At 73.3% G+C, this 24,516-nt stretch carries 24 protein-coding genes and 1 pseudogene; 11 read left to right on the top strand and 14 right to left on the bottom strand.

What is annotated here, in order from left to right; all coding sequences use genetic code 11:
- Positions 1 to 60 precede the first annotated feature (60 nt).
- The 3 genes and pseudogenes from NH2_RS09995 (at position 61) to NH2_RS09985 (ending at position 2,830) form a co-directional block, all read left to right on the top strand.
- The gene (locus NH2_RS09995) at positions 61 to 408 is read left to right on the top strand and encodes a BlaI/MecI/CopY family transcriptional regulator (protein WP_067652537.1); all 348 of its coding nucleotides are present in this window, start codon (positions 61 to 63) and stop codon (positions 406 to 408) included.
- Positions 405 to 1,519 (top strand): annotated as a pseudogene (locus tag NH2_RS09990) (winged helix DNA-binding domain-containing protein). The gene NH2_RS09995 and the pseudogene NH2_RS09990 overlap by 4 nt, the downstream one beginning before the upstream one ends.
- Positions 1,520 to 1,738: 219 nt before the next feature.
- Positions 1,739 to 2,830: an aminotransferase class V-fold PLP-dependent enzyme gene (locus tag NH2_RS09985; RefSeq protein ID WP_067651615.1), complete on the top strand. Its 1,092-nt coding sequence runs from the start codon at positions 1,739 to 1,741 to the stop codon at positions 2,828 to 2,830.
- On the opposite strand, the gene NH2_RS09980 is transcribed toward NH2_RS09985, so the two are convergent.
- From NH2_RS09980 to NH2_RS09965, 4 genes are read right to left on the bottom strand one after another with little or no spacing between them, the layout of a single operon-like run.
- Positions 2,805 to 3,035: a bacteriocin immunity protein gene (locus tag NH2_RS09980; RefSeq protein WP_067651612.1), complete on the bottom strand. Its 231-nt coding sequence runs from the start codon at positions 3,033 to 3,035 to the stop codon at positions 2,805 to 2,807. The two genes, NH2_RS09985 and NH2_RS09980, sit on opposite strands and share 26 nt — an antisense overlap.
- Positions 3,036 to 3,046: 11 nt before the next feature.
- Entirely contained in the window at positions 3,047 to 9,166 is a 6,120-nt protein-coding gene (locus tag NH2_RS30145) for a putative T7SS-secreted protein (protein ID WP_067651608.1), read from the bottom strand.
- A 7-nt stretch (positions 9,167 to 9,173) separates the two neighbouring features.
- A complete protein-coding gene (locus tag NH2_RS09970; protein ID WP_067651605.1) occupies positions 9,174 to 9,815 on the bottom strand; it encodes a hypothetical protein in 642 nt (213 codons plus the stop codon).
- The gene (locus NH2_RS09965; RefSeq protein ID WP_067651601.1) at positions 9,816 to 10,199 is read right to left on the bottom strand and encodes a hypothetical protein; all 384 of its coding nucleotides are present in this window, start codon (positions 10,197 to 10,199) and stop codon (positions 9,816 to 9,818) included.
- Between the two features lie 217 nt (positions 10,200 to 10,416).
- Between NH2_RS09965 and NH2_RS09960 the strand changes: the two genes are divergently transcribed.
- Positions 10,417 to 10,812 carry an NUDIX hydrolase gene (locus tag NH2_RS09960; RefSeq protein ID WP_174552815.1) on the top strand — a complete coding sequence of 132 codons (396 nt, stop codon included), beginning with the start codon at positions 10,417 to 10,419 and terminating at the stop codon, positions 10,810 to 10,812.
- 74 nt (positions 10,813 to 10,886) lie between these two features.
- On the opposite strand, the gene NH2_RS09955 is transcribed toward NH2_RS09960, so the two are convergent.
- The 4 genes from NH2_RS09955 to NH2_RS09940 are packed head-to-tail and all read right to left on the bottom strand — an operon-like array spanning position 10,887 to position 14,720.
- Positions 10,887 to 11,498, bottom strand: coding sequence for a GTP-binding protein (locus tag NH2_RS09955; protein ID WP_067651598.1), 612 nt, complete (start codon positions 11,496 to 11,498; stop codon positions 10,887 to 10,889).
- Positions 11,479 to 11,853, bottom strand: a complete 375-nt coding sequence (locus tag NH2_RS09950; protein WP_067651594.1) for a DUF742 domain-containing protein — start codon at positions 11,851 to 11,853, stop codon at positions 11,479 to 11,481. Before NH2_RS09950 ends, NH2_RS09955 begins: the two co-directional genes overlap by 20 nt.
- Before the next feature lie 7 nt (positions 11,854 to 11,860).
- Entirely contained in the window at positions 11,861 to 12,268 is a 408-nt protein-coding gene (locus NH2_RS09945; RefSeq protein WP_067651593.1) for a roadblock/LC7 domain-containing protein, read from the bottom strand.
- Between the two features lies 1 nt (position 12,269).
- Positions 12,270 to 14,720, bottom strand: coding sequence for a sensor histidine kinase (locus NH2_RS09940; protein WP_067651590.1), 2,451 nt, complete (start codon positions 14,718 to 14,720; stop codon positions 12,270 to 12,272).
- Between the two features lie 169 nt (positions 14,721 to 14,889).
- On the opposite strand from NH2_RS09940, the gene NH2_RS09935 reads away from it, so the two are divergent.
- On the top strand, positions 14,890 to 16,443 hold the full coding sequence (locus NH2_RS09935) for a succinic semialdehyde dehydrogenase (RefSeq protein WP_067651587.1): 1,554 nt from the start codon (positions 14,890 to 14,892) through the stop codon (positions 16,441 to 16,443).
- Here the strand turns inward: NH2_RS09935 and NH2_RS09930 are convergent.
- From NH2_RS09930 to NH2_RS09920, 3 genes are read right to left on the bottom strand one after another with little or no spacing between them, the layout of a single operon-like run.
- Positions 16,440 to 16,751: a hypothetical protein gene (locus NH2_RS09930; protein ID WP_067651584.1), complete on the bottom strand. Its 312-nt coding sequence runs from the start codon at positions 16,749 to 16,751 to the stop codon at positions 16,440 to 16,442. The genes NH2_RS09935 and NH2_RS09930 overlap by 4 nt on opposite strands.
- A 9-nt stretch (positions 16,752 to 16,760) precedes the next feature.
- A complete protein-coding gene (locus NH2_RS09925; protein ID WP_174552814.1) occupies positions 16,761 to 17,912 on the bottom strand; it encodes an alkaline phosphatase family protein in 1,152 nt (383 codons plus the stop codon).
- Between the two features lie 14 nt (positions 17,913 to 17,926).
- Positions 17,927 to 18,544, bottom strand: a complete 618-nt coding sequence (locus NH2_RS09920) for a TetR/AcrR family transcriptional regulator (protein WP_067651581.1) — start codon at positions 18,542 to 18,544, stop codon at positions 17,927 to 17,929.
- 93 nt (positions 18,545 to 18,637) lie between these two features.
- Here NH2_RS09920 and NH2_RS09915 point away from each other — a divergent pair, with 93 nt between their 5' ends.
- On the top strand, positions 18,638 to 19,660 hold the full coding sequence (locus NH2_RS09915) for an SDR family oxidoreductase (protein WP_067651579.1): 1,023 nt from the start codon (positions 18,638 to 18,640) through the stop codon (positions 19,658 to 19,660).
- The gene (locus NH2_RS09910) at positions 19,657 to 19,845 is read left to right on the top strand and encodes a hypothetical protein (protein WP_067651576.1); all 189 of its coding nucleotides are present in this window, start codon (positions 19,657 to 19,659) and stop codon (positions 19,843 to 19,845) included. The genes NH2_RS09915 and NH2_RS09910 overlap by 4 nt, the downstream gene beginning before the upstream one ends.
- A 118-nt stretch (positions 19,846 to 19,963) precedes the next feature.
- On the opposite strand, the gene NH2_RS09905 is transcribed toward NH2_RS09910, so the two are convergent.
- A complete protein-coding gene (locus NH2_RS09905; RefSeq protein WP_067651571.1) occupies positions 19,964 to 20,821 on the bottom strand; it encodes a GNAT family N-acetyltransferase in 858 nt (285 codons plus the stop codon).
- A 41-nt stretch (positions 20,822 to 20,862) separates the two neighbouring features.
- Positions 20,863 to 21,546 (bottom strand): GNAT family N-acetyltransferase, encoded by a 684-nt coding sequence (locus tag NH2_RS28025; RefSeq protein ID WP_245650493.1) that lies wholly within the window; start codon positions 21,544 to 21,546, stop codon positions 20,863 to 20,865.
- A 190-nt stretch (positions 21,547 to 21,736) separates the two neighbouring features.
- Between NH2_RS28025 and msrB the strand changes: the two genes are divergently transcribed.
- From msrB to NH2_RS09885, 3 genes are all read left to right on the top strand, one after another.
- Positions 21,737 to 22,192, top strand: a complete 456-nt coding sequence (gene msrB / locus NH2_RS09895; RefSeq protein ID WP_067651569.1) for a peptide-methionine (R)-S-oxide reductase MsrB — start codon at positions 21,737 to 21,739, stop codon at positions 22,190 to 22,192.
- Complete coding sequence (gene msrA / locus NH2_RS09890; RefSeq protein ID WP_067651563.1) at positions 22,189 to 22,698, top strand: peptide-methionine (S)-S-oxide reductase MsrA; 510 nt, start codon at positions 22,189 to 22,191, stop codon at positions 22,696 to 22,698. Before msrB ends, msrA begins: the two co-directional genes overlap by 4 nt.
- A 139-nt stretch (positions 22,699 to 22,837) precedes the next feature.
- Entirely contained in the window at positions 22,838 to 23,380 is a 543-nt protein-coding gene (locus NH2_RS09885; RefSeq protein ID WP_067651558.1) for a YaeQ family protein, read from the top strand.
- 3 nt (positions 23,381 to 23,383) lie between these two features.
- Here the strand turns inward: NH2_RS09885 and NH2_RS09880 are convergent, their stop codons facing one another.
- A complete protein-coding gene (locus NH2_RS09880) occupies positions 23,384 to 24,196 on the bottom strand; it encodes an NAD(P)H-binding protein (RefSeq protein WP_067651556.1) in 813 nt (270 codons plus the stop codon).
- Between NH2_RS09880 and NH2_RS28020 the strand changes: the two genes are divergently transcribed.
- Positions 24,167 to 24,460 (top strand): winged helix-turn-helix transcriptional regulator, encoded by a 294-nt coding sequence (locus tag NH2_RS28020; protein WP_157103714.1) that lies wholly within the window; start codon positions 24,167 to 24,169, stop codon positions 24,458 to 24,460. The genes NH2_RS09880 and NH2_RS28020 overlap by 30 nt on opposite strands.
- Positions 24,461 to 24,516: the final 56 nt, after the last annotated feature.

The following is a 24,516-nucleotide window of genomic DNA, read 5'->3' as shown; positions in this document are numbered from 1 at the left end:
GGAGCGGCCCGGCGGGAGGAGACAGCGGTGCGGGGTCTCGGCGAGCTGGAGGCGGTCGTCATGGATCGGCTCTGGGATCGGGATACCGATTCGACCACGGTGCGGGAGATCCACGAGGAGCTCGCCCGCGAGCGCGACATCGCCTACACCACGGTCATGTCCACCATGGACAACCTGCACCGCAAGGGCTGGCTGGCCAGGGAGCGCGCGGGCAAGGCGTACCGGTACTGGCCCACCCTCACCCGCGAGGAACACAGCGCCAGGGTGATGGCGGACGCGCTCGGCGCAGGCGGCCGGGCCGACCTGGTCTTCAGCCACTTCGTCGAGCTGATCGGCGCCGAGCAGAGCGCCGGGCTGCGGGCCGCGCTGCGCGGCTTGGCGGCGCGCCGGACGCCGGGGCTCCCGTGAGCGGCGCGCCGCTGCGGCTGAGCGCCGAGCAGGTCTTCGGGTGGCGGCTGCGCAGGCAGTTCCTCGTCGAGCCCGCCGGCTCCGCGCTCGAGGTCGTGCGGCGGCTGGCCGGGGTGCAGGCCCAGGTCGCCTCCGCCGCCGAGCTCGCGGTCGCCGTGCGCTCCGCCGAGCCTGCCGCCGACGCGCTCGCCGGCACGCTCCGAGCAGGGAAGGCACTGCGCACCTGGGCCATGCGCGGGACGCTGCACGTGCTCACCCCCGAACTGGCCGCCGCGGCGCTCGCGCTGCTGGCGTCGACGCGGACCTGGGAGAAGCCGGTGTGGACCCGCAACTTCGGCGCGACCCCGGAGCAGATCACCGCGCTCGGCGCCGCGGTCGCCGAGATCCTGGCCGATACCGCGCTCTCCCGGGAGGAGCTGGTGGCCGCCGTGGTCGCCCGGCCCGGGCTCGCGCACCTGGACGAACAGCTGCGCTCCGGCTGGGGCGCGGTGCTCAAGCCGCTGGCCTGGCAGGGCATTCTGTGCCACGGGCGGGCGCAGGGGAGCCGGGTCACCTTCACCACGCCCGCGCGGGCCGTCACCGGGTGGCAGGGGCTGCCCGAGCCGGACGCGGCCGCCGCCATCCTCATCCCCGCCTACCTCGGCGCCTACGGCCCGGCCGCGCCGGAGACCTTCGATGCCTGGCTGAGCCGCAACGCGCTGCGCAAGACCGTGCTCCGGCGCTGGTTCGCCGAGCTCGGTGACGTGCTCACCCCGGTCGAGGTGGACGGCCGAGGTTGCTACGCCCGCACCGCCGACCTGGACGAGCTCGCCGCCGCGGCGCCCGTACCCGGCCGCTGCTGCTCGGCGGCTTCGACCAGTACGTGCTCGGGCCGGGCACCACCGACACCGCGCTGGTGCCCGCCGCGCACCGCGCCGCGGTGAGCCGCCCGGGCGGGTGGATCTCGCCGGTGCTCGTCGAGCGCGGGCGGGTCACCGGCACCTGGGAGCGCGACGGTGACGACATCGTCGTCAGCCCGTTCGGCACACCGCCTGCGGCGCGCGCGCTGAACGCGGCCGCCGCGCGGCTGTCCGGCGCCGCGGGCGCGACGCTGCGCGCGCGGGTGGTCTGACGCGCGCCGAGGAGGCCGGCCACGAGCTCGCGGCGAGGCCCGAGCTCCGCGGCACACGGCGGCTCGCTACTCCCGGTCGCCGCGACGGCGCATATTTCGACGAGCGCCCTCAGGAGGGTTCAGCGGGGCGCCGGGTGCGCGGGGAACCGGGCGAAATCGGGCCAGCGCCGCACAGGTGGTTATGGACCCGCGTCCGGCCCGGCCCGGACACTGGGCATCATGACGCCCGCCGATCCGTTGGCTCCCGGTGAGTACGCCCCGGAGGTCACCTACCTGAACACCGCCTCGCACGGGCTGCTCCCCGCCCGCGGCCGCGCCGTGCTGGAGACCGTGCAGGCGGGCTGGAGCTCCGGCCGCACCGTCCCGAACAGCTACGACGACCTGGTCCCGGAGCTGCGCGCCGGCTTCGCCCGGCTGCTCACCGGCGCCACCGCCGCCGATATCGCCATCGGCGGCACCGTCGCCGGGCTCATCGGCCGGGTCGCCGCCGCACTCCCCGCGGGCGCGGAAGTGCTGGTCGCCGAGGGCGAATTCGCGTCGGTGTCGAACCCGTTCCGCTTCCGCGGCGACCTCGCCGTGCGCGCGGCGCCGCTGGAGCGGCTCGCCGTCGAGGTGCGGCCGGAGACCGCGCTGATCGCGGTGAGCCTCACCCAGTCCGCGGACGGCCGCACCGTCGACCCCGCCGCCCTGCGCGCCGCCGCGCACGCGCACGGCGCCCGCCTGCTGCTCGACGCCACCCAGGCCGCGGGCTGGCTCCCGCTGCGCTTCGCCGACGCCGACTACTGGGTCTGTGCCACCTTCAAATGGCTGCTCGGCGCGCGCTCGGTGAGCCTGCTCGCCGTCCGGCCCGAGGCCGCCGAGGGCGCCGTCCCGCTCGGTGCCGGTTGGTACGCCGGGGCCGATCGCTGGGGCGACATGTACCGGTTCGGGCCGCTCGCGGCGACCGCGAACCGCCTCGACGACACCCCCGACTGGGGTGGGGTCACCGCCTCCATCGCCGGGCTCGATCTGGTGCACGAGCTGGGGGTGGCGGCGATCGGGGCGCACGACCGCAGCCTGGCCGCCGCGTTCCGCCGCGGGCTCGCGGAGCTGGGAGTGGATGCGGTGCCCGGTGATTCGCCGATCGTCACGGTTCCGGGCGGGGAGGGGTACGCCGAGGCGCTGGCCGCCGACAACGTGGTCGCCTCCGTGCGCGGCGGCGGGCTGCGGGTCTCGTTCCACCTCTACAACACCGCCGCCGATGTGGAGCGGGCGCTGGCAGCGCTGGCATCCGCCGGACCGGTGGCTACTCCGGTCCGCCCAGGGCGATAGGCCGATAGGCCAGCGCCTTGTCCACGATCTGTTCCGGGGTCAGCGGCGGGTCGGACTCGTCCCAGAAGATGTAGTCGCCGATCTGCGGATCGGCGACCCCGGCCTCGAGGGTGTCGAGCCATTCCTGGTGCTGCTCGTCGGTGCCCCGGCCCTCGCACAGTTTCGTCACGAGTTCGAGCATCTGCCCGCGGTCGAGCATGGCCATGACGTTCCTTCTCAACGGTTGTAGTGGAAATCCGGATCGAGAATCTGTGAATGGTACAGCGGGGTCACCACCAGCAGATTGTCCAAGTCGTACACTCCGCCGCCATGGTGGATCGGGTCGATGTGGTGCAGGTTGTACTGGCCGTTTCCGCCGACGCGCTGGGTCTGTGCGGCAAAGGGGGTATTGCCGCGCGCCATCAGCGTCTGGTTGCGCGGGTTGAATTGGTCGCGCAGCTCCGGATGTTCGGAGACCGCCCGCCAGAAGGCTTCCCGGAATTCCCGGAAGTTCTCGAAATGCTGCCCGCGCAGCACATCGGCGATCTGCCCCGGTATCCGTCCGGCATTGCCGTGCGTTCCGCGTAGCCATTGCTCGCCCGGCTGCACGTGGGGCAGATTCTCCCCGCCGGTCGCCGTTCCCGGCTGATTGCGCGGATCGCATGCCTGTGGCGCCAGACCGAGTGGATCGCTCCAGACCAGCGGATTGTGCGGGTAGGTGGCGGGGTTGGCGGCGGGGGCGAGGCCGAGCGGATCCGGGGTGAGGTAGCGCCCGGTGTCCGGGTCGTAGACCCGGTGCAGGTTGTAGTGCAGCCCGGTCTCGGGGTCGTGCACTTGGCCGGGGAAGCGCAGCGGGGTGGCGGCGGCGCCGGTCCAGCGGGTGCGGCCCCACAGGTCGGCGTCGGCGGTGGCGACGGTGCGGGCGGTGGCGGGGTCGACCAGTTCGGTGGGGGTGCCGACGAGATCGGTGACGATGGCGAAGAACTCGCGGTCGACCGCGGGCTGGTCGGTGGTCTGGGTGATCGGGGTGTGGCTGCCGGGATGGTAGTGCCAGCGGGTGACCGCGTCCGCGGTGGTCTGCGCGGTGAGCCGGGTGCCGTCCCAGTGGTAGCCGGTGTGCTCCAGCACGGTGCCGTCGGTGGCCAGCCGCTGCTTGGTGGTCCGGCGGCCGAGCGCGTCGTAGGTGTAGTGCCACCACTGCCGCTCCGGGGTCCAGACGTCGGTGAGCTGGTCGAAGCCGTCGTAGCGGTAGAACCAGACGTCGGGCTTGCGGGAGAGCCTCGTCGTCACCTTGCGGATCAGCCGCCCGGCGGCGTCGTAGTGGTAGCGGGTACGGCCGTCGCGGATCAGCAGCGTGCCGCGGTACTCCCGGCGGCGCACCGCGCCGGGCGCGCGCTCCGCGACGACGATATCGGCGAGCGCGTCGTAGCCGTAGCGCTCGGCGGGGCTCGCGTCCCGGCTGATCGCGGTCACCCGGCCCACCGGGTCCAGCTCGAACTCGCGGTGCACCCGTCCGCCACCGCCGCTCGTCTCGTGGGTGAGCGGGTAGTCGTCGGCGCGCCAGGTGTAGCGATCGGTGCGCAGTTCCCGGGGGCCGGGGCGGGGCCCGCCGAGATCGAGCAGGGGCTCCGGGTGCGCGACGACGGTCTGCCCGGTGAGCCGCCCGGCCGGGTCGAAGGCGCGGGCGACGGCGACCTCGCCCACCGTCCACGCGGTGAGCTGCCCGGCCGCGTCGTACGCGAAGCCGATCACCCGGCCGTCCGCGCCGACGGTGCTCGGCCTGCCGCCCCCGTCGTAGCTCCACCGGGTCTCCGCGCCGCTCGCGTCGGTACCGCGCACGCGGCGGCCGAGCCGGTCGTACTCGGACCGCCGGATCCGGCTGCCGTCCACCGTCTCCGACTCCGGGTGCCCGGCCGCGGAGTACGTGAACTCCAGCGTGTGACCGAGGTCGTCACCGTGCCCCGAGGTCGCCGAGAGCATGCGCCCGGCGTCGTCGTAGGTGTAGCGCCGCCACGCCCCGGACTCGGCGCGGATGCCGGTGAGCCTGCCGAGGACGTCGTAGCTGTGGCTGCGGGTGTCGCCGGTCGCGGGGGTGGCGGTGGCGATCCGGCCGGACGCGGTGCGGGTGTAGGTCGTCTCCGCACCGTTGTAGTCGGTCTCCGCGGCGAGCCTGCCCGCCGGGTCGTAGTGGTACCGCCACGCCCGGCCCAGCGGGTCGACGATCGCGGTGCGGCGGCCCTCCGAGTCGTACCCATAGCGCGTCACGGCGCCGGTGGGGTCGGTGCGGGCGGTGCGCAGATCCCAGCTGCCGTAGCTGAATTCGGTGCTGCCACCGGCCGGGTTCCGCTCTCGCAGCAGAGCGCCCTCGCCGTCGTACTCCCACGACTCCACCGCGCCGCCGGGGTCGGTGCGGGACAGCAGCGCGCCCTCGGCCGACCACCGGTAGCGGGTGCTGCGGCCGAGCGGGTCGGTGGCCTCGACCGGGCGGCCGAACCGATCCCGGCGGACCCGGGTGACCGCGCCCAGCGGGTCGGTGACGGCCACCGGCAGCCCCGCGGCATCGACCTCGACGCCGGTCCGGGTGCCGTCGTCCGCGGTGACGCTCGCGAGCGCGCCGCCGGGGTGGTAGGTGAACTCCGTGCGGGCGCCGGCCGGGTCGATGGTGGCGGCCAGGGTGCCGTCCGCGTGCCACTCCTGCTGCCGCACCGCGCCATCCGGACCGGTGATCCGCACCGGCCGGTTGCGGTCCGCGTAGACCAGGTCGATGGAGCGGCCGTCGGGGCGGACCACACGCACCGGATCGCCGCCCGCGGTGTAGAAGTAGCGGGTCACGGCGCCGTCCGGGTCGGTGACGGCCAGCGGATCGCGCGCGGCGTTGTACTCGATGCGGGTGCGCCCGCCCACCGGGTCGCGCAGATCGCGCAGGCGCAGATCCGCATCGAAGCCGAACGTGGTGACGGCGCCGAGCGAGTCGGTGTGCACGGTGGCGTGGCCGGTGCCGTCCGGGTAGTCATGGTAGGCGAAGGCGGCCGAGCGGATGCCGTGGGTGCCGTGCTGGGTGACGACGCGGCCGCGCTCGTCGTAGACATTGCGCATGGCGGTGCCGCGCGAATCCGTCCACGACAGCAGGCGGGTCTCGCCGTCGTAGGTGTAGCGGGTCGTCGCGCCGGTGCTGTTCGTCTCGGCGACCAGATTTCCTGCCTCGTAGGCGAATTCGCGGACCACGACCTCGTCCGGGAAGCCGTCGCCCGAGCCTTCGACGGTGAGGGCGGTGATCCGGGCGAGCGCCGGGTCGGTGACGACGCGGACGCGGTAGCCGCCGGAGTGCGTCACCCAGGCCGGGGCGCCGTCGGGGGCGTAGTGGAAGCGGATGCGGTTGCGGTGGCGGTCGGTGCGGGCGGAGACGGCGTAGTTGCCGTGGCGGGCGTCGAGACCGGCGAGGGTGGGTTCGGGGGCGAAGTGCCAGGTGATCTCGCGGCCGGGGTCGTGGACGCGGTAGGTGCCGGTCTCGGCGCGGCTGCAGGTCCAGCGGGAGCCGCCGTGCCGGGGGCGAGCGGGGGTGTCCGGGGCGGGGTGCGGAAAGGCGAGGAGCATGCCGTCCTCGGCGACGACGGTGACGCCGTCGGTGTCGACGATCAGCCGCATGTCGAAGGTCGAGGACCAGGAGGTGCCGAACCAGCGGCCGTGGCGGTAGTTCGAGCGGTGCCTGCGGGTGAGGGTGAGGGGGAGTGTGCCGGGGAGGTCGAGATCGACTGTGGGGAGGAGGAATTCGCCGGTGGCCACGTCCACCGGGTCGCCGCACTCGGTGGTCTGCGAGGGGTCGCGGTTGTCGGCGGGGTCGCCGGAGCGGGCGTTGTCGGGGATGTCGGCGTCGTCGGCGGCGCGCTGGGTTACCGGGTCGCCCGGGGTGTCGCGGGCGGGGGGTTCCGGTTCCGTTGCGTGGGGAGTATCGGGATCAGTGGTGCGGGGGGTATCCGGATCGGTGGTGCGGGGGGCGTCCGGATCGGTGGTGCGGGGGGCGTCCGGATCGGTGGTGCGCGGGCTGTCGGGATCAGTCGTGCGCGGAGCGTGGGAATCGGCGGTCGGGGGGCGGGATCCGGCAGGGGAGTTCCGGTTGTCGGCGGTGATGTCGGGGCGGCGGGGGGTGGGGTCCGCGCCGGCTCGGGGGGTGCGGTCGGGCTCCGGGCGCGCGGGGGATGGGTCGGGGCGGCGTGGCGGATCCGGGTCGACCGGGGAGCGTTGCGTGGTGTTGGGGGTGTCCGGCCGGGCGGCGTGCGGGGTGTTGGGGGTGTCCGGCCGGCCGGCGGGCGGGGTGTTGGCGGTGGTGGCGGGGGAGTGCACCGCTGTCGGGGCGGTGCCGGTGGTGTCCGGGTCGGATCGGGTGGTTCGGGTATCCGCGTCCGCTCGTGCCGGTGCGCCGGAGTCCGGATCCGGACGGGTCACCTGATCGCCGAGGTCGGACCTGGCCGGTGCGTCCGCGTCCGGCCGGGAGGTTCCCTCCGGAGCCGGCTGGGTCCCATCGGAATCCGGGCCGGATCGCGCCGGCGCGTCCGAATCAGGTCCGTCTGCCTGACTATCCGTATCACCCCTGGCCGGGGTGTCCCCATCCGGTCGGGTCGTCGGACCATCCGAATCCGGACGGGCGGCGGGGGAATCGGGGGGATCCGCGCGGGGCGCATCGGAACCCGGACCCTCCGTGTCCGCCCGATCCGCCGGGCGATCCACCCGCTCGGGCGGATCCGGCCGCTCGGGCGGCGTATACGTATCCGGCTCCGGATCGGGCGGATCATCACCCCGCCCGCCCTGATCCGGCCCTGATCCGGCACCGGCATCACCACGATCGGGCGTCGGCTGCGCGGGCGGATCCGGCCGCGGATCCGGCCCGCCGCCACCGGCATCGGCATCGGGGGAGCGATCGGGCGGCGACCCGGTGTCACCGAGACCCGGAGCGGCATCGGCGGGCTGATCCTGCCCCTCCGGCTCGGAGCGAACAGGCCGATCACTCGGCCCCGCCTCGACCGGCGACTCCGGCCGAGCGGATTCCGGCGCGCCCGCCCGCCCCTCGGGCCCCGAACCACCATCCGGTGAACGCGAATCCGGGAGCGGGGAATCGGCTGAAGGAGACCCCGGCCGCCGATCCCCGAACCCGGCCCGCGGCGGCGGCCCCCCGCCATCCGGCAACCCACCCGGCCGGATCCCCGGCCCCGGCAGCTCCGGAACCCCCCGCCCCGGAATCGCACTCCGCACCCGGTTCAGCAGCGAGAGCGGCGTCCGTGCCGCCCCCGCCCCACCCGTGGCGGCGCTGAGGATCAGCTCGCTGGTGAGCGCACCGGTGAACTCGAACGGATTGGCGCGCGCCTCGGTGAGCATGGCGTCCACCGCCCCCGCCGGATCCGCCGCCAGCACGACGAGCCCGGTCGCCATGGTGCTCATATTCGCCATGTAGTCGGCGGGGTGCGTCAGGTTGTAGGTGTCGGTCGGGTTCACCTGGCGGACGAACTGAACGATGCCGGTGAAGCCGGTGAGCAGCCCGTCGGTGAAGCTGAGCCCGGCGTAGTTGGCGATATCGAACCCGTCCTCGATGTTCGCGCCCATCCGGGAGGTGAACGGCGGCTCGGTCGGCGCCGCCTCCATGGCGGTCACGATCGCCGAGCCGGTGCGCTCGGCGGCGATATCGCGGTCGGTGCGGGCGCGCTGCAGGATGTCCAGCGCCGCGCGGTACCGGCTCGACCAGGTGTCGACCAGCGGGGTGACGGCGCGGGTGTCGGTGGGCAGCCCGTTCCACCACTCCTTCCGGCTCCGCTCCTCGGCGATCGCCGCGTCCCACTCGGCGATGGCGTCGGCGGCCAGCCGCTGCGCGGTCTCCACCGCGTAGCCCCACGCCACGAGCGCGGCGGTGGCGTCGGTGAAGGCGTCGGCGGCCTCGAACCAGAGCCCGGGCTGCGGGTCGAACGCGGCGTCGAAGCCGTCGCGGCCCTCGCCGGTCCAGTCGCCCGCGTCGATGGAGCGCAGCCCGGTCCCGGTCTGCTCGACCGCGTCGGCCATGGTGCCGAGCGTGGTCGCGGTCTCGCCGATGGTCTCCGGCTCGCCGCGGATCAGCTCCCTGGGGTCGCTGGTCTCGCCGAGTTGCCGCTCCTCGAGTTCGCCGCCGAGCGCGGACGAGATCTGGTCGCCGAAGTCGTCGAGCGCCTCGGCGGCGCCGTCCAGCCCGACGAGTTCGGCGCCGTCGGCGAGCACGTCGAGCGCGTCGTCGGTGAGTTCGCCGAGCGTCTCGGTGCCCTCCTCCCAGGCGCCTTCCACGACCTCCGCGGCGTTGTTGACGAAATCGCCCGCGGCATCGATGGGATTCCAGCCCACGCGGCGGTCACCCCTGCGGCGTCTCGGGTGCCATGATCTCGGCGGCCCTTTCGGTGGCGTCGGTGTCCCAGGCCGGGGTCTCGCCGGTGGCGTCGGAGACCACCGGGACCAGCAGCGGATTGCCGAGCACGGACAGGTTCGCCGCGGCCTGCGGCCCCACCTCCTGCACCACCCGCCAGTTCCGATCCACGGTGACGGCGGCGTCCTCGAAGGACTCGCGGCTGTAGTCGGCGTTCAGTACCTGGTTCACCGGGTTGTCGGCGAGCGTCTCCTCCCAGGAGCGCTGCTCGATCTCGTCCCTGGTGAGGTGCGGGTTGCCCATGGTGTGGGTCCACATGGTCTTGAACATGTCGGAGGTCTTGGACTCCATCATGTGGTAACGCCCGGCCGCCAGCCCGAGCGCCACGGCGATCTCGTTGCCCGCCTGCACCAGGGACCGCACTCCCCACGACCAGCGCGAGCAGTAGTTCTCGAAGCTCTCCTGCACCTCGGCACTGCCCGCCTCCAGCGGCGCCATCGTGAGCAGCGAGAAGCCGCGGCCGGAGGCGGCGGTCTCCTTGATCCCGAGATCGGTCAGCACTCCGATCATGCCGGTGATGCCCTGCGCGGTCTGCTGCAGCGCGACCGGATCGGCCTGTACGGTCGTCACCTACTCCGCCCCCTCCTGGATTTCGGGTGGAAATGCCATCGGCGCCGTGCCCGCGATATCGACGACGACGCCGGTCGGATGCGCGGCCCGGGAATCGAACCAATCCGCGACGCGCCCGCCGAGCAGGGTGTGGTACCGATACGTCGTCGCGTCGTCGTAACCGCGGCTGAGCACATAGCGCGCGTATTCGTGTTCGCTGGTGAACGCGCACACCCAGTCGATGCCGCCGAACCTGCTGGTCACGAGCTGATCATCGGCGGTGATCGGAATCAGCAGCGCCGCCGATCGGAATGCCGACATCAAGCTGTTCGCTTCGCCGAAACCACTGTAGAAGGAGGCGATTTCAGCGCGCAGTGCGGTACAGCCGCCGCCGGATTCCGCCATCGTGCGCCACCCGCCTCCCCGTGGATCTGCGAAAATGGTACCCGGGAAAACCGCCGCATCGGAAGCGGAGGAGCCGCGGAATTGTATTCCGCGGCACCGAATAAGAGCTGTGCCCCGAATTCCGGGGGCTTCGAAGCGAGCTGTTCGAGCGCGCGGGAGAATTCGTCCCCGCCGCCCGGATCCACCGGCACCGGCCGGCGGCCGATAGGCTGCGCCGGTGGCGGAGCGGAGACTGATCGACACCGTGGCGTGGGTGCGGGTGCACGAGGGCAGGGTGCTCTGCGCGCGGCCACGCGGCAAGGACGTCTTCTACGTGCCCGGCGGCAAGCGCGAGGCGGGGGAGAGCGACGAGCAGACGCTGCTGCGCGAGATCACCGAGGAGCTCACCGTCGCGCTGCTGCCGGAGAGCCTGCGGCACGTCGGCACCTACGAGGCGCCCGACGGCGCCGCGCTGGTGCGGATGGCCTGCTACACCGCCGACTACCGCGGCACCATCACCGCCAGCGCGGAGATCGACGAGGTGGCCTGGTTCGGCTACGCCGACCGGCCGCGGGTGCCCCCGGTCGACCAGCTTCTCTTCGACGACCTGGCGGCCGGGGGCGGGCTGCTCTGACCCGGCAGGTCCGCGCAGGCCGGGCTCGCGCGGCGGCGGGCACAGCCGTGCGGCCCGCGCGACGCGACGAACGCTCAGCCCGGGACCGGGGCCCGGTTCGCCCGCGCGATCAGGTGCTCGACGAGCGTGAGCAGCACCGTCTTCGACGACTGCCGTGAGCGCGCGTCGCAGAGCAGCACCGGGGTGCCCGGATCCAGGTCGAGCGCGTCGCGCACCTCGTCCTCGCTGTAGCTGGGCGCCCCGTCGAAGCAGTTCACGCCGACGATGAAGGGCAGCCCGCGGCGCTCGAAGTAGTCGATCGCCGCGAACGAGTTGCCCAGCCTGCGGGTGTCGGCCAGCACGACGGCGCCGAGCGCGCCGCGGGCCAGCTCGTCCCAGAGGAACCAGAATCGGTCCTGCCCCGGCGTGCCGAACAGGTAGAGCACCAGATCCCGGTCGATCGAGATGCGGCCGAAGTCCAGCGCCACCGTGGTGGTCGACTTCTGCTCCACCCCGGACAGATCGTCCACCCCGGTGCTGACCTCGGTGATCAGCTCCTCGGTGCGCAGCGGCGCGATCTCGCTGATCGCGGAGACCATCGTCGTCTTGCCGACGCCGAACCCTCCCGCGATCAGGATCTTGACGGAGGCCGCCAGGTTGGGGACGCCGGCGCCCTGCCGGTTCGGGTCAAATTCTTCGGATTCCATCCAGCACCGCTCGCAAAATGTTGATGTCGCCGGGCCCGGCGTCTGCTTGAACCGGCGCCCGGAAGATCAGGTGGTTCTCGCTGATCAGATCACCGACGAGGATCTTCGTCACAGCCAGAGGTAGCTTCAGTGTTGCAGAGACCTCGGCCACGGACTGCGGAACCGCGCACAGGCGAACGATTTCCGCGTATTCGGGCTCGACCCGGCGCAGGACCGGGGCCGGGTAGGTGACTACCACGACCGTCAGCATGTCCAGGTCGTGGGCCGCACCCATGGTGCGACCCCGAGTGAGTGCGTACGGGCGGACCAGCGGACCGGCCGCTTCGTCGAACCAGTGCTCGCCCTGTCGTGTCATCGCGGTCCTAGAGCTCGGCCAATCGATGGCGCGGTGTGGTCGACAGGTAGTTGCCGACCCGCTGGACGGTGAGGTTCATCTCGTAGGCGACCATACCGAGATTCGCGGAATCATTCGCCTGGAGCGCGAGACACGCGTTGCTGCCCGCCGAGGTCACGAACAGAACGGCCCGGTCGAGCTCGATCATGGCCTGGCGGACTCCGCCACCCTCGAAGCGGGCCCCGGCGCTGCGGGCCAGGCCGTAGAGCGTGGACGACATGGCGGCGAAGTGCTCGGCGTCCTCCTGGGTGAGCGCGTTCGAGCGACCGAGCAGGAGGCCGTCGGTGGAGAGCACCACCACGTGCCGGACACCGGCCAGTCGGTCGACGAGGTCGTCGAGAAGCCAGTTGAGATCGCCGGGGTTGGGAGAGTTCACCTCAGCCTTCCTGTCTGTCGTTACCGGACGCGTCACCGCTGAGCGGCTTGCGTCCCTGTCGGGTCCCGTTCTCGATGGCCGAGATCAGATCTCGGGCCTGCTCCGCGGTGAGCCGAGGGCGTTCCGGCGCACGGGTCTGCGTCGTCGGCTCCGGGTCGCGTTCGAGCTGCGGGTTCAGATTCGCCTGCCGGTTGCGGCGCGGCAGCGCGGGCCTGCCGTCCTGCAGCAGCGGCTGGGCGGCGGGGGGCTGCGAGACCGGCGGCGGGGTCGGCGCGGGGGTGTACGGGCGCGGCCGCTCGCCGGTGTAGGCGGGCGCCTCCGGGGGCCGGTAGGGCTGCGACTCGACCGGCGGGCGGAAGGTCTGCGTCTCCATCGGTGGGTCGGCGACCAGCGTGGCGGCCGGGAGCGGGGCGCTCGCCGCCGGCTCCGCGTGCCGCGCCGGCGGTTCCAGCGCGGCCACCGGGGCCGGCCGGCCGACGGCGGGCGTACTGGTGGCCTGGCCGTCCGGCACCGCGCCCGCGAGCAGTGCCGACGGGATGAGCACGATGGCCCTGATCCCGCCGTAATCGGACTCGACGAGCTTGACCGAGATGTCGTGCCGCGCCGCCAGCCGGGCGACCACGAAGAGCCCGAGCCGGGAATCACCGGAGAGCGAGGCGACGCCGAAGTCCGGCGGGTCGGCCATCATCTGGTTGGTGCGCACGATGTCGCCGGTGGTCATGCCCATGCCCTGGTCCTCGATCTCCACGACCACGCCGCGGCCGACGACATTGCCGGTGACCTCGACCCGCGACTGCGGCGGGGAGAAGCTGGTGGCATTGTCGACCAGCTCGGCGAGCAGGTGCACGAGGTCGGCGACCACGCCGCCGAGGACGTGCACCTGGGGCATGCGCGCGACCCGGACCCGGGAGTAGTCCAGTGTCTCGCCGACGGCGGAGCGCACCAGATCGATCATGGCGACCGGGTTGCGCCACTGCCGCCCGACCTGCCCGCCGCCGAGAATGATCAGGTTCTCGGCATTGCGGCGCTCGCGGGTGGCGAGGTGGTCCAGGCGGAACAGGGTGTCCAGCAGCGCCGGATCCTCCTGCTTGCGCTCGGCCTCGTCCAGGATCTCCAGCTGCCGGTGCACCACCACCTGGCTGCGGTGCGCGATGTTCAGGAAGACCGCCTTCACGCCCTCGCGGGTGCGGGCCTCGGCCACCGCCGCGGTGACCGCCGCACCGGCGGCGTGCTCGAAGGCCTGGGCGACCTCGCCGATCTCGTCGGTGCCGAAGTCCAGCCGGGGGGTCGCCGAGGCCGGGTCGACCGGCTCGTTGTTCTCCAGCTTGCGCATCATCTCCGGCAGCGTGACGTCGGCCAGGGTGAGCGTCTCCGAGCGCAGCCGCTCGAGGCGGCGGATGATCCGGTTGGCGAGCAGCACCGAGACGCCGATGGCGAGCAGGCTGATGGTGCCGACGCCGATGCCGGCGAGCAGCGCGTTCTGCGAGTCCTCGTCGGCCTTGTTCTCGGCGAGGCCGTTGGTGCGCGCGCTCTGCGCGATCCACATGTCGATGAGCTGCCGGTTCACGTCCGCGGCGGCGGCCTGCCATTCGGCGTTCGGCATGGGCAGCGGCGGCAGCGCGGCCGGGCGGGCCGAGGGGCTCGCGCCGCCCTCGGCCGCCGCGGCGGCGCGGGTGACCGCGCGCCAGCCGATGACGTTCTCCACCACGTCCAGCTTCTGCCAGGAGACGCTGTTGGTGAGCGCCGCGGCGACCTCCTTCTGCTCGGGATCGACGTCCCGGCTCAGGTTGCCGATCTCGATGCGGTAGTAGCCGACCTGGCGGGCGAACTCCTCGACCGGGACCGCGGGCGTCTCCTGCCCGGACTCCAGCGCCACGGCGAGCGCGGTCGCCCGCGACATGGCCTCGGCCGACTTCAGCACCTGCATGGCCTCGGCCAGCTCGACGCCGATCTCGGCGTCCGGCGCGAGCGTCTGGGAGATCTGCGACCCGAGGACGATGCCGTCGATCACCTGGTTGAAGAAGTTGTAGGCGTCCGCGGCGGGCAGCTGGCCGGCGTCGATGGCGGTGCGCAGCTGGGAGAGGTACTTCATCATGGCGTCGATGCCGCCGACATCGCCGAGGTCGTCCTCGACCGCACCGAGCGAGGTCTTCGCCGACTCCAGCGCGCGCACCGAGCCGTCCAGCTTCGCGCGCGCGGCCGCCAGGCCCGCGGCGGCTTCGTTGTCGCCGGTGAGCCGGGCCATCGAGGCCAGCCGCTCGGCCTGCGCGCCCTCGACCAGATCGCGGGTGCCCGCCAGCGCGGCCTGCGTCTGAACCGCCCACTCGTGGGTCCGGTTGGACTCCGACACCAGGTAGGACGTGGTCCCGACACCGACCGCCAGGAGCGACAGACTCGGGACGAGCGCGATTGCCAACACCCTGGTTCGGACACCGAGTCTCGCAGTGAACATCCGCTAAAACTAGTCAGTTACCTACTCGTAGTCCGATTCTGTCCCGGTGAACGGGACTCGAGTTGACATTCGGAGACAGACCGGTCGGCCTCCTGCTCCGGCTGGGCATCCCGCGCGGTGCGGCGTAGATTCTGGTCATCCGGGGTTACCGACTAGTAGGAGGCCGACGATGCCCGCTCCCGCCCCCGCTGTGTTCCGCCGCCTCAGCGATCTCGCCGCGATCGATGATCCCGCCGCGCGCGGCACCAGCGCCATCCCGGAGACCTTCACCGGCGAGCCGCTCGGCACCGTCCCGGTCGGCACCGCCGCCGATGTCGAGGCCGCCTTCGGCGCCGCGCGGGCCGCGCAGTCCCGCTGGGCCGCACGGGACGCGGGCGAGCGGGCCGCCGTGCTCGACCGGTTCCGTGGGCTGCTCGTGCGGCACCGCGAGGAGCTCATGGACATCGTCCAGGCCGAGACCGGCAAGGCGCGCTGGGCGGCCCAGGAGGAGATCATGGGCATGCTCTTCGCGGCCCGCTGGTTCACCCGCAACGCTCCCGCGCTGCTCCGCCCGCGGTCGGTGCCCGGCGCGTTCCCGCTGCTGAACCGGGCGAGCGTGCGGACCCAGCCGAAGGGCGTCGTCGGGGTGATCGCGCCGTGGAACTACCCCATGCTGCTCTCGGTCGGCGACGCCGTCCCGGCGCTGCTCGCGGGCAATGCCGTCGTGGTCAAGCCGGACAGCCAGACCCCGTTCTCCGCGCTGGCCGCCGCCGACCTGCTCTACCGGGCCGGGCTGCCGCGCGGCCTGCTGCAGGTGGTGCCCGGGCCGGGCAGCGAGGTCGGCACCGCGATCGCCGATGGCTGCGACTACCTCATGTTCACCGGCTCCTCGGCCACCGGCCGCATCCTGGCCGAGCGGGCCGGGCGCAGGCTGATCGGCTTCTCCGCCGAGCTCGGCGGCAAGAACCCGATGATCGTGGCGCGCGGGGCGAACCTGGACCGCGCCGCCAGGGCCGCGGTGCGCGCCTGCTTCTCCAATGCCGGGCAGCTCTGCATCTCGATCGAGCGGCTGTACGTGGAGCGCTCGATCGCCGACGAGTTCACCGAGAAGTTCCTGCGCGCGGTCGGCGCCGCGCGGCTCGGCGCCGGGTACGGCTTCACCGCCGAGATCGGCTCGCTCATCTCGGCCGCGCAGCTGGAGACGGTCACCAAGCACGTCGCCGACGCCACCTCCAAGGGCGCCACGGTGCTGGCGGGCGGCAAGGCCCGCCCCGATCTCGGGCCGCTCTTCTTCGAGCCGACGGTGCTCGCCGACGTCACCGACGAGATGGAGTGCGGCCGCGCCGAGACCTTCGGCCCGCTGGTCTCGATCTACCCGGTCGACGGCGTGGACGAGGCGGTCCGGCTGGCCAACGACACCGAGTACGGGCTGAATGCCAGCGTCTGGGCGCGCACCAAGGCCGACGGCGAGCGGATCGCCGCCCGGCTGCGGGCAGGCACGGTCTGCGTGGACGAGGGGTACGCGCCTGCCTGGGGCACCACCGGCGCGCCCATGGGCGGCATGGGCAGCTCCGGGGTCGGGCGCAGGCACGGCGCCGACGGCCTGCTCAAGTACACCGAGCCGCAGACGGTGGTGGTGACCCGGTTCCTGAATCTGGACACCCCGCCGCTGGTGCCCGCCGCGGTCTGGCAGCGGGTGCTGATGAGCATCGCGCGCGGGCTTCGCTTCCTGCCCGGGCGCTAACGCTGCAGGAAGATCCCGGCGATATCGGCGTTCTTGATCGGGGTCTCGGCGTCGCGCTGGGCCCCGCAGAGCAGGTCGACCGAGATCATGGTGGCGTCGACCGCGGTGCCCGCGGGCTGGGCGTCGGTCTTCTGCTGCTGCTGCACGAATTTGGTGATGGTCGTGCGCTTGGTGTCCTGATCCTGCCGGATGTACTCGCTGCACGGCGTGTCGCCGCCCTTGTTCAGGAAGCGCTCCACGTCGGTGCAACCGGTGAGGGCGAGTGCGAGCGCGGCGGCCGCGAGCGCGGCGGCCGGGATGGTCTGCATGGGGTGAGCCTAGAGCGCGGTGGCCACCGCGAGCGGAATCTCCAGCTCGGCCGCGGTGAGCGAGCCGTGGTGGCCGAGCATGGCCGACTGGATCGGCTCCGCGCCGGTGCGCACCACTCCGCGGGCGCCGGTCGCGACCACGACCAGGTCGCCGATCCGGGGGCGGACGACGTCGGCCACGCGCGGGCCGAACCAGCCGCGCTCGACGGCCTCGTCGCGGGTGAGCACCGCGAAATCGGCGCCGAGGGTGGCGGTCCAGGCCGCGGCGACGTCGGCGGTGGCGCCGTCGGCGGTGTACACGTGCCTGGCGCGCGGCTCACCGGCGAGCAGCTCCACGCCTGCGCGCAGCGCGGGCTCGGTGTCGGCGTCCACGCTGCCGGTGTGGGCGACCATGCCGTGGTCGGCGGTGACCAGCAGCGCCGAGCGCGGCGGCAGCCGCTCGGCGATCTCGGCGACGATCCGATCGGTGTGCGCGAGCTCCCCGCGCCAGGCCCGCGTTCCCGGACCGCGCAGGTGGCCGGTGCTGTCCAGGTCGGCGTGGTAGGCGTAGACCAGGGCGCGCGGGCCCGCCTCCAGCGCGGTGAGCACCCCGTCCACCAGGTCGCCGACCGACACCTCCAGGCGGAATTCGCAGCCGCGCAGTACCGCCCGGCTCAGCCCGGAGCCGTTCTGGTAGCCGGGCGCCACCTGGGTCACGGTGACCCCGTGCGCCGCCGCCCGCTCGAAAGCCGTTGCCCTCGGCTGGAATTCCTCCGGCGGCAGCGCGCGCAGCAGGTCGGTCTTCGGGCCGTCGCCGTGCAGGGTCCAGCGCAGGGTGCTGACCGCGCGGTCGAAGCCGGGCACCCGGATGAGGTAGCCGACCACGCCGTGTTCGCCGGGCGGTAGCCCGGTGCCGAGGGAGGCCAGGCTGGTCGCGGTGGTGCTGGGGAAGCCCGCGGTGAGGGTACGGCGGGGCAGCGCGGTCAGGGTGGGGGCGTCGGCGGCGTGCGCGGCGAGCTGATGGCTACCGAGGCCGTCGACCAGCAGCACGCAGATCCGGTCGATGGCGGGGTCGAGTCCCAGTGCGAGCGGGCCGGTCTCGCCGGGAACGCCGAGCGCGGCGAGGACCGAGGGCAGCAGGTCGGAGAGCGCGCCTGCGCCGTAGCGGGGGGTGAGCAGCACGGCGCCGACTGTAGTCAGCCCTCGGCGGGCGTGGCGAGCGCGGTGAAGGTGCGCAGGATCTCGGCGACCAGCTGGTCGGCGCTGGTGCCGAGCTGGTCGCTGCGTTTGGCCAGCTGCCCGTCCAGCCAGAGCGAGGCGAGGCCGTGCGCCAGCGCCCAGAAGGTCACCGCGAGCACCTCCGCGCCGCGCTCGGGCAGGGCCCCGGCCGCCACGCACTCGGCGATGGTCTCGGTGAGCACGGCGAAGGCGGCGTCGCCCGCGACGGTGGCGTCCGGGTGCTTCTCCGGCTGCGAGAGCTCGGGGCGGAACATGAGCCGGAAGTGTGCCGGGTGGTCGCGGGAGAAGCCGACGTAGGCGCTCGCCAGTGCGGTGAGCGCGGCCAGCGGGTCGGGGGCGGTGTCGCGCGCCGCCGCGAGTTCGCCCGCGAGGAGCTGGAAGCCCTGCACCGAGAGCGCCGACAGCAGCGCCGAGCGGTCGGGAAAGTGGTGGTAGGGAGCGCCGGTGCTCACCCCGGCCTCGCGCGCGACCCGGCGCAGGCTCACCGCCGCCAGCCCCTCCGACTCCAGCAGCCGCAGGCAGGCCGCCATCAGGGCATCGCGGAGCGCTCCGTGGTGGTAGGTGGTCCGGGGCACCCGGTCAGCGTAGTGGACAGCTCGTCTGAGCGATGCTTAGATTAACTGAGCGGCGCTCAGATCGACGTCGCGAGCGTACCGAAGGAGCCCCCGATGAGCCCCCGCATCCTCGTCACCGGCGCGACCGGATTCGTCGCCGGACACTGCATCGCCGAACTCCTCCGCGCCGGGTACGCGGTCCGCGCCACGGTGCGCGACGCGGCCGCCACCGGCAGGCGCGAACACCTCACCGCGCTCGGCGGCGACCTCGAGTTCGCCGAGGCCGACCTGCTCGCCGACGCGGGCTGGGCCGAGGCCATGGCCGGGGTCGACGGCGTGCTGCACGTCGCCTCGCCGTTCCCCGCCGCGCCGCCGAAGCACGAGGACGACCTCATCCGCCCCGCCGTCGACGGCACGCTGCGGGTACTGCGCTCCGCCGCGGCCGCCGGGGTGCGCCGGGTGGTGCAGACCTCCTCGACCGCCGCCGTCGTCTACGGCCACGGCGACGACCGGGTGCGCACCGAGGCCGACTGGACCGTGGTGGAGAAGGCCACCGCCTACCCCAAGAGCAAGGCGCTGGCCGAGCGCGCCGCCTGGGATTTCGCCACCGCGCACCCGGACAGCCCCGAACTGGTCGTGCTCAACCCCGGCATGATCCTCGGCCCGCTGCTCGGCGCCGCGACCAGCACCTCGCACGAGCCGGTACGCAGGCTGCTGAACCGCGAGATGCCCGGGATGCCCAGGGTGAGCTGGGTGCCGGTCGACGTCCGCGATCTCGCGGTCGCGCACCGGCTCGCGCTGGAGACCCCCGCCGCCGCGGGCAATCGCTACATCTGCGCGGGCGATTCGCTCGCCTTCGCCGAGATCGCGCGGGTGCTGGACGAGGAGTTCGGGCCGCGCGGGTACCGGATTCCGAGCCGGACCATCCCGGATCTGGTGGTGCGCACCGTCGCGATCTTCGACCGCGGGGTCCGGCTCACGGTGCCGAATCTCGGTATCCGCGAACGGGTCAGCGCCGAGAAGGCCCGCGCCGAGCTGGGATGGAGCATGCGGCCGGTGCGGGAGTCGATCGTCGACACCGCCGAGAGCCTGATCCGGGCCGGGCTGGCGCCCGCGAGCGGGCTGGTGCCGGCGTGATCGTCACCGCCATCGTCATCGCGGTGCTCGGGTTGCTGCGCCGGGCGCGGTCCGGCGGGAAGCCGTCGCGGTTCGCGAAAAACATTGCCCTGGTGTGGGAATCGGTCCGGCTCCGGGCGCGGGGAATCGCGCTGTCCGCCGTCGCGGTCACCCTGCCCGTCGCCACGCTGGCGCTCACCTGCTGATGTCCCGCGCGGCTGTAACGGCGACTTCGTCTTCTACGCCAGCCGGATTCGGCCGACGTGAGTTCGGCGCGGGCGGCGGGATCGGCGCGCAGCGCGTCCTCCGGTTCGGTGTGCCGCGCTACACCAGGACCAGCTCGGCCATATCGGTCACCGGCCGGTAGCCGATGCGGCGGTAGATCTTGTTCGAGGTGGGGTTGGCGAGATCGGTGAAGAGGCAGACCCCGGCGCCGGTCGCGGCGAGCAGCCGGGACGCCTCGGCGACGGCGGCCGAGGCCCAGCCGCGGCCGCGCTGCTCGGGCGGGGTGTAGACCGGGCCGATCCGGCCCACCCCGGCGACCGGGGGATTGGTGCCGGTCAGGTGGACCGGCTGCCCGTCGTGCTCCCAGAACCAGAGCCTGCCCTTGGCGATCCGGTAGCCGACATCGTCGCGGTCGGGTGCGTCGTGCCGGTCGTCGTGGCTCTCGGCGTCGAAGGCGGCGAGCCACGCCGCGGCCAGCCCCGCCTCCCCGGGGCGCACGGCCCGCAGCGCGCCGGGAACGCCGACCGGCGGCACCAGGGTGCCGAGCTCGAAGAGCCGGGTCCGCACCCGGACCTCGACGGTGCCGTGCCCCGCCAGCCGCGCCAGCTCGGAGAGCAGGTCCGACACCACCGGCAGCACACCGTGGACGGCGGTGAGCCCCTCGCCGCGCTCGTGCAGCACCCGCGCCAGCTCCAGCGTGGCCGCGCCGGGCATGGGCAGCAGGTAGGCCGGGCGGCGGCCGAAGGTGGCGGTGCGCATTCCGGCGCCGACGACCCCGCTGCCGGTCCGGACGGTCAGGAACCACTGGTCGTCCGGGATCGCGATACCGTCGGCGCGCTGCGTCACCTGACGGTCGGCGAGCGTCGCCACCACGGTCGAGAGCACCGGCGCCGCGGCCAGGTGGGGTCCCGCCGCGGCCAGGAAGGTGGCCGCGTCCGGGGTGAACTCCAGCTCCATACGACGACGGTAGAGAGCGGCACCGGCGCGGCGCCAATGGTTTACGGGCGCCAGCTGTCCACGGTGAGGGCCCACAGGTCGTGGTCGCGGCGCTGCCCGCCCACCGTCATGTACGCGGCCATGGTGCCTTCGCGGACGAAGCCGAGCCGGGCCGCGAGCCGGGCGGCGCGCTGGTTCTCGGTGCTCACCGGCGCCGCCACCCGGACCAGCCCGAGCGGGCCGAAGGCATAGGCCAGCACCAGCCGCCCGGCGACCAGCGCGGTGCCCGGCCCGGCCAGCCCGGCGTCCAGCCAGATCCCGGCCTCGCCACGCCGGTCGTGCTCCTCGATCCGCAGTTCGCACTGCCCGGCGAACCGCCCGTCCACCTCGATCACCACGCTCAGGAAGGTGCCGAGGCGGGCGCCCCAGCGCGCGGTGAGCCAATGCCCCGCCCAGGCCCGGTCGGTGTGCTGGGAACCCCAGCCGCGGCCGGTGCTCGCCCAGAACGGCTCGATCGCCTCCCGGTTGCGTAGTCGGGCCGAGCGCCACGCGGGCGCGTCGGTGAGCCGGGGCAGCCGCACGCGCACGGTGCTGCCGGACGGCGCGACCTCGGCGGCGTCCAGCGCGAGGCCGACGCCGCCCGCCGCCTGCGCGAGGCGGCGCAGCGGCCGCAGATGGAACCGGGCGATCGACATCGCCACGCCCGGATTGGTCAGCACCCGGAGCCGGCCCGCCGCCCCGCTCACGCGCCGGGAGCGGTCCCGCGACCGCCGTGGCGAGTCCGATATGACCAGTTCAGCGCGGGTTCTCCGGGATCGAGGCACGGCGTCGGCGCAGTCACCCCCGCAACAGTAGCCGCGCCGGGCCGGGCCGGGCGTGACGGGACTTTTCCCGGCCGCCCCCTGGTTGTACGGGGAGCCTGAACGAGGAGGTCGTGTGGCACAGGAGTACAACCGCAACCCCGCGGCACTGTCGGCGCTCTCGCCGGAGCAGTACCGTGTGACCCAGGAGAACGGCACCGAGCGTGCGTTCACCGGGGAGTACTGGGACAACCACGAGCCCGGGCTCTACGTGGACGTCGTCTCCGGTGAGCCGCTGTTCGCCTCGGTCGACAAGTTCGAGAGTGGCAGCGGGTGGCCCAGCTTCACCCGTCCGGTCGACGTGCACAATATCGTCGAGAAGAAGGATTTCAGCCACCTGATGATTCGCACCGAGGTGCGCTCGGCGCACGGCGACAGCCACCTCGGCCATCTGTTCACCGACGGCCCTCGCGCCGAGGGCGGTCTGCGGTACTGCATCAACTCGGCGGCGCTGCGCTTCGTCCACCTCGACCGGCTCGAGGCGGAGGGCTACGGGCAGTACACCGCTCTGTTCACGAAGGAGGAGGCGTGACCGACACGCGTAGGGCGATTCTGGCAGGCGGGTGCTTCTGGGGCATGGAGGACCTGGTCCGCAAGCAGCCGGGGGTGCTGTCGACCCGCGTCGGCTACACCGGCGGCAGCAACGACCATCCCACCTACCGCAACCACCCCGGCCACGCCGAGGCGCTGGAGATCGTCTACGACCCGGCGCAGACGGATTACCGTGCGCTGCTGGAGTTCTTCTTCCAGATCCACGATCCGTCCACCAGGAACCGGCAGGGCAACGACATCGGCACCAGCTACCGGTCGGCCATCTTCTACCTGGACGACGAGCAGAAGCAGGTCGCGCTGGACACGATCGCCGACGTGGACGCCTCCGGGCTCTGGCCCGGCAAGGTCGTCACCGAGGTGACCCCGGCGAGCGAGTTCTGGGAGGCCGAACCGGAGCACCAGGACTACCTGCTGCGCTACCCCAATGGCTACACCTGCCACTACCCGCGCCCCGGGTGGAAGCTGCCCAAGCGCGCGAACGCCTGATCCGACGGGACGGCGGCGGCCCCGGCATCCGTGCCGGGGCCGTTTTCGCGGGTCGGGGGGCGAGCAGGGGCGCCCGCGACCGCCGCCGCTCCTGATCGGCAGGCACCGCGCCGTCACCCTCGGCTAGGCTGCTGCGTTCATGGCACTGAGCGCGACCCTGCACACCTTCGCGGTGCACCTGGCCGATGTGGACCGCGGCGTCTACGAGGAATGGGAGACGCGGGTGGCGCGGCACCCGTCGGAGACCGCCGAGTTCATGATCACCCGGCTGCTCGCCTACTGCCTGGAGTACCGGGAGGGGATCGCCTTCAGCGACGGCGGCGTCTCCGCCACCGACGAGCCCGCCGTGCTCGCCCGCGACCACACCGGGCAGATCACCGCCTGGATCGAGGTCGGCGCCCCGGACGCCGAGCGGGTGCACCGCGGCAGCAAACTCGCCGAGCGGGTCGCCGTCTACACCCACCGCGACCCGGCCAAGGTGCTCGCCCAGCTCACCGGCAAGAAGGTGCACCGGGCGGCGGAGATCCCCGTGCGCGCCTTCGACCGCGAGTTCGTCGACGCCGCCGCCGGGCTGGTGCAGCGGCGCAATACGCTGAGCGTGTCGGTGACCGAGGACGTGCTGTATCTCGCGCTGAACGGCACCGATCTGAGCTCGCCGGTCACCGAGCACCGGATCGCGTAGGGGTCAGCGGAAGGCGTCGACGGTCCGGGCCGCCCAGTCGGCGAAGGGGGTGGCGGGGCAGCCGAGGACTCGCTCGAAGTCGGGGCTCGGACGCTGCTCGTCCGGGGTGGGGGAGCCGAGGATGTCCAGCGTCGCCTCGAGCACCGGGGGCGGCATGGAAGCGGCCATCCGGCTCGCCGCCTCGGCGCGGGAGAGTTCCACGAATCGGATCGGCTCGCCGAGCGCGGTGGCGATGGCCGCCGCCTGCTCGCGCGGGGTGATCGCGGCCGGTCCGGTCAGGTCGTAGGCGCTTCCGCTGTGGTCGTCGGTGCGGAGCGCCGCGGCGGCCATGGCGGCGATATCGCCGGGGTCGATCACGGGCAGCGCGGTATCCGCGAACGGCGCGGCGACGGTTCGGTGCGCGCGCACCGCCTCCGCCCACTGCATGGCATTCGAGGCGAAACCGCCGGGGCGCAGGATGGTCCACGCCAGCCCGGAGGCGAGGACCTCCTCCTCGAGTCGCGCCGGGTGCCTGCCGGTGCGCACCCCCTGCGAGGAGAGCTGCACCACCCGCCGCACTCCGGCGTCCGCGGCGCGCTTCAGCACGGGGGTGAGGCCGACACCGCTGGCCAGGAAGCCGGGGCCGGTGAGCAGGAAGAGCGCGGTCGCGCCGGTCAGCGGAAGGGTCTCCGGACGGGCGAGATCCCCCTGCGTGTAGGTCACGCCGGGGACGGGGGCGGCCGGCACGCCGCGGGCCACCCCCGTAACCCGCTCGCCCGCCAGCGCCCGCACCAGCGGCCGTCCCACATTGCCGGTCGCTCCGGTCACCACGATCATGGTCGTTCCTCTAGCATCACACCGAAGGTGCTCACCGAGCGGCTCCGGCACCTGGAGCGCGACGGGTTGGTCTCGCGCACCTACTTCGCCGAGGTGCCGCCGCGGGTGGTGTACGAGATCACCGCGCTCGGAACGAGTCTCGCGCCGCTCTTCGCCGCGCTGGCCGACTGGTCGCCGAACCTGGCCGAGGTGGAGCGGGCCCGCGCGGCCTACGATTCCGCGCGGCGCGAACGCGGGGCGGGGCGGCGCCGGGCGCCGGGCTGACCCCGAGAATCGACCCGCCGCACCGCGGAGGAGGGCGCAGGGCGGCTGCGCCCGGC

It is taken from the genome of Nocardia harenae NBRC 108248, from assembly GCF_001612885.1.
GTDB lineage: Bacteria > Actinomycetota > Actinomycetes > Mycobacteriales > Mycobacteriaceae > Nocardia > Nocardia harenae.
The sequence above is the reverse complement of the archived record's forward strand: the minus strand, read 5'-3'. Positions and strand labels throughout refer to the sequence as shown.

Excerpts from the sequence above, each read along its gene's own strand:
- NH2_RS09995 (WP_067652537.1), top strand. The coding sequence starts at position 61 with ATGGATCGGCTCTGGGATCGGGATACCGATTCGACCACGGTGCGGGAG.
- NH2_RS09985 (WP_067651615.1), top strand. The coding sequence starts at position 1,739 with ATGACGCCCGCCGATCCGTTGGCTCCCGGTGAGTACGCCCCGGAGGTC.
- NH2_RS09980 (WP_067651612.1), bottom strand. The coding sequence starts at position 3,035 with ATGGCCATGCTCGACCGCGGGCAGATGCTCGAACTCGTGACGAAACTG.
- NH2_RS09965 (WP_067651601.1), bottom strand. The coding sequence starts at position 10,199 with ATGGCGGAATCCGGCGGCGGCTGTACCGCACTGCGCGCTGAAATCGCC.
- NH2_RS09955 (WP_067651598.1), bottom strand. The coding sequence starts at position 11,498 with ATGGAATCCGAAGAATTTGACCCGAACCGGCAGGGCGCCGGCGTCCCC.
- NH2_RS09950 (WP_067651594.1), bottom strand. The coding sequence starts at position 11,853 with ATGACACGACAGGGCGAGCACTGGTTCGACGAAGCGGCCGGTCCGCTG.
- NH2_RS09940 (WP_067651590.1), bottom strand. The coding sequence starts at position 14,720 with ATGTTCACTGCGAGACTCGGTGTCCGAACCAGGGTGTTGGCAATCGCG.
- NH2_RS09935 (WP_067651587.1), top strand. The coding sequence starts at position 14,890 with ATGCCCGCTCCCGCCCCCGCTGTGTTCCGCCGCCTCAGCGATCTCGCC.
- NH2_RS09930 (WP_067651584.1), bottom strand. The coding sequence starts at position 16,751 with ATGCAGACCATCCCGGCCGCCGCGCTCGCGGCCGCCGCGCTCGCACTC.
- NH2_RS09915 (WP_067651579.1), top strand. The coding sequence starts at position 18,638 with ATGAGCCCCCGCATCCTCGTCACCGGCGCGACCGGATTCGTCGCCGGA.
- NH2_RS09905 (WP_067651571.1), bottom strand. The coding sequence starts at position 20,821 with ATGGAGCTGGAGTTCACCCCGGACGCGGCCACCTTCCTGGCCGCGGCG.
- NH2_RS09885 (WP_067651558.1), top strand. The coding sequence starts at position 22,838 with ATGGCACTGAGCGCGACCCTGCACACCTTCGCGGTGCACCTGGCCGAT.
- NH2_RS09880 (WP_067651556.1), bottom strand. The coding sequence starts at position 24,196 with ATGATCGTGGTGACCGGAGCGACCGGCAATGTGGGACGGCCGCTGGTG.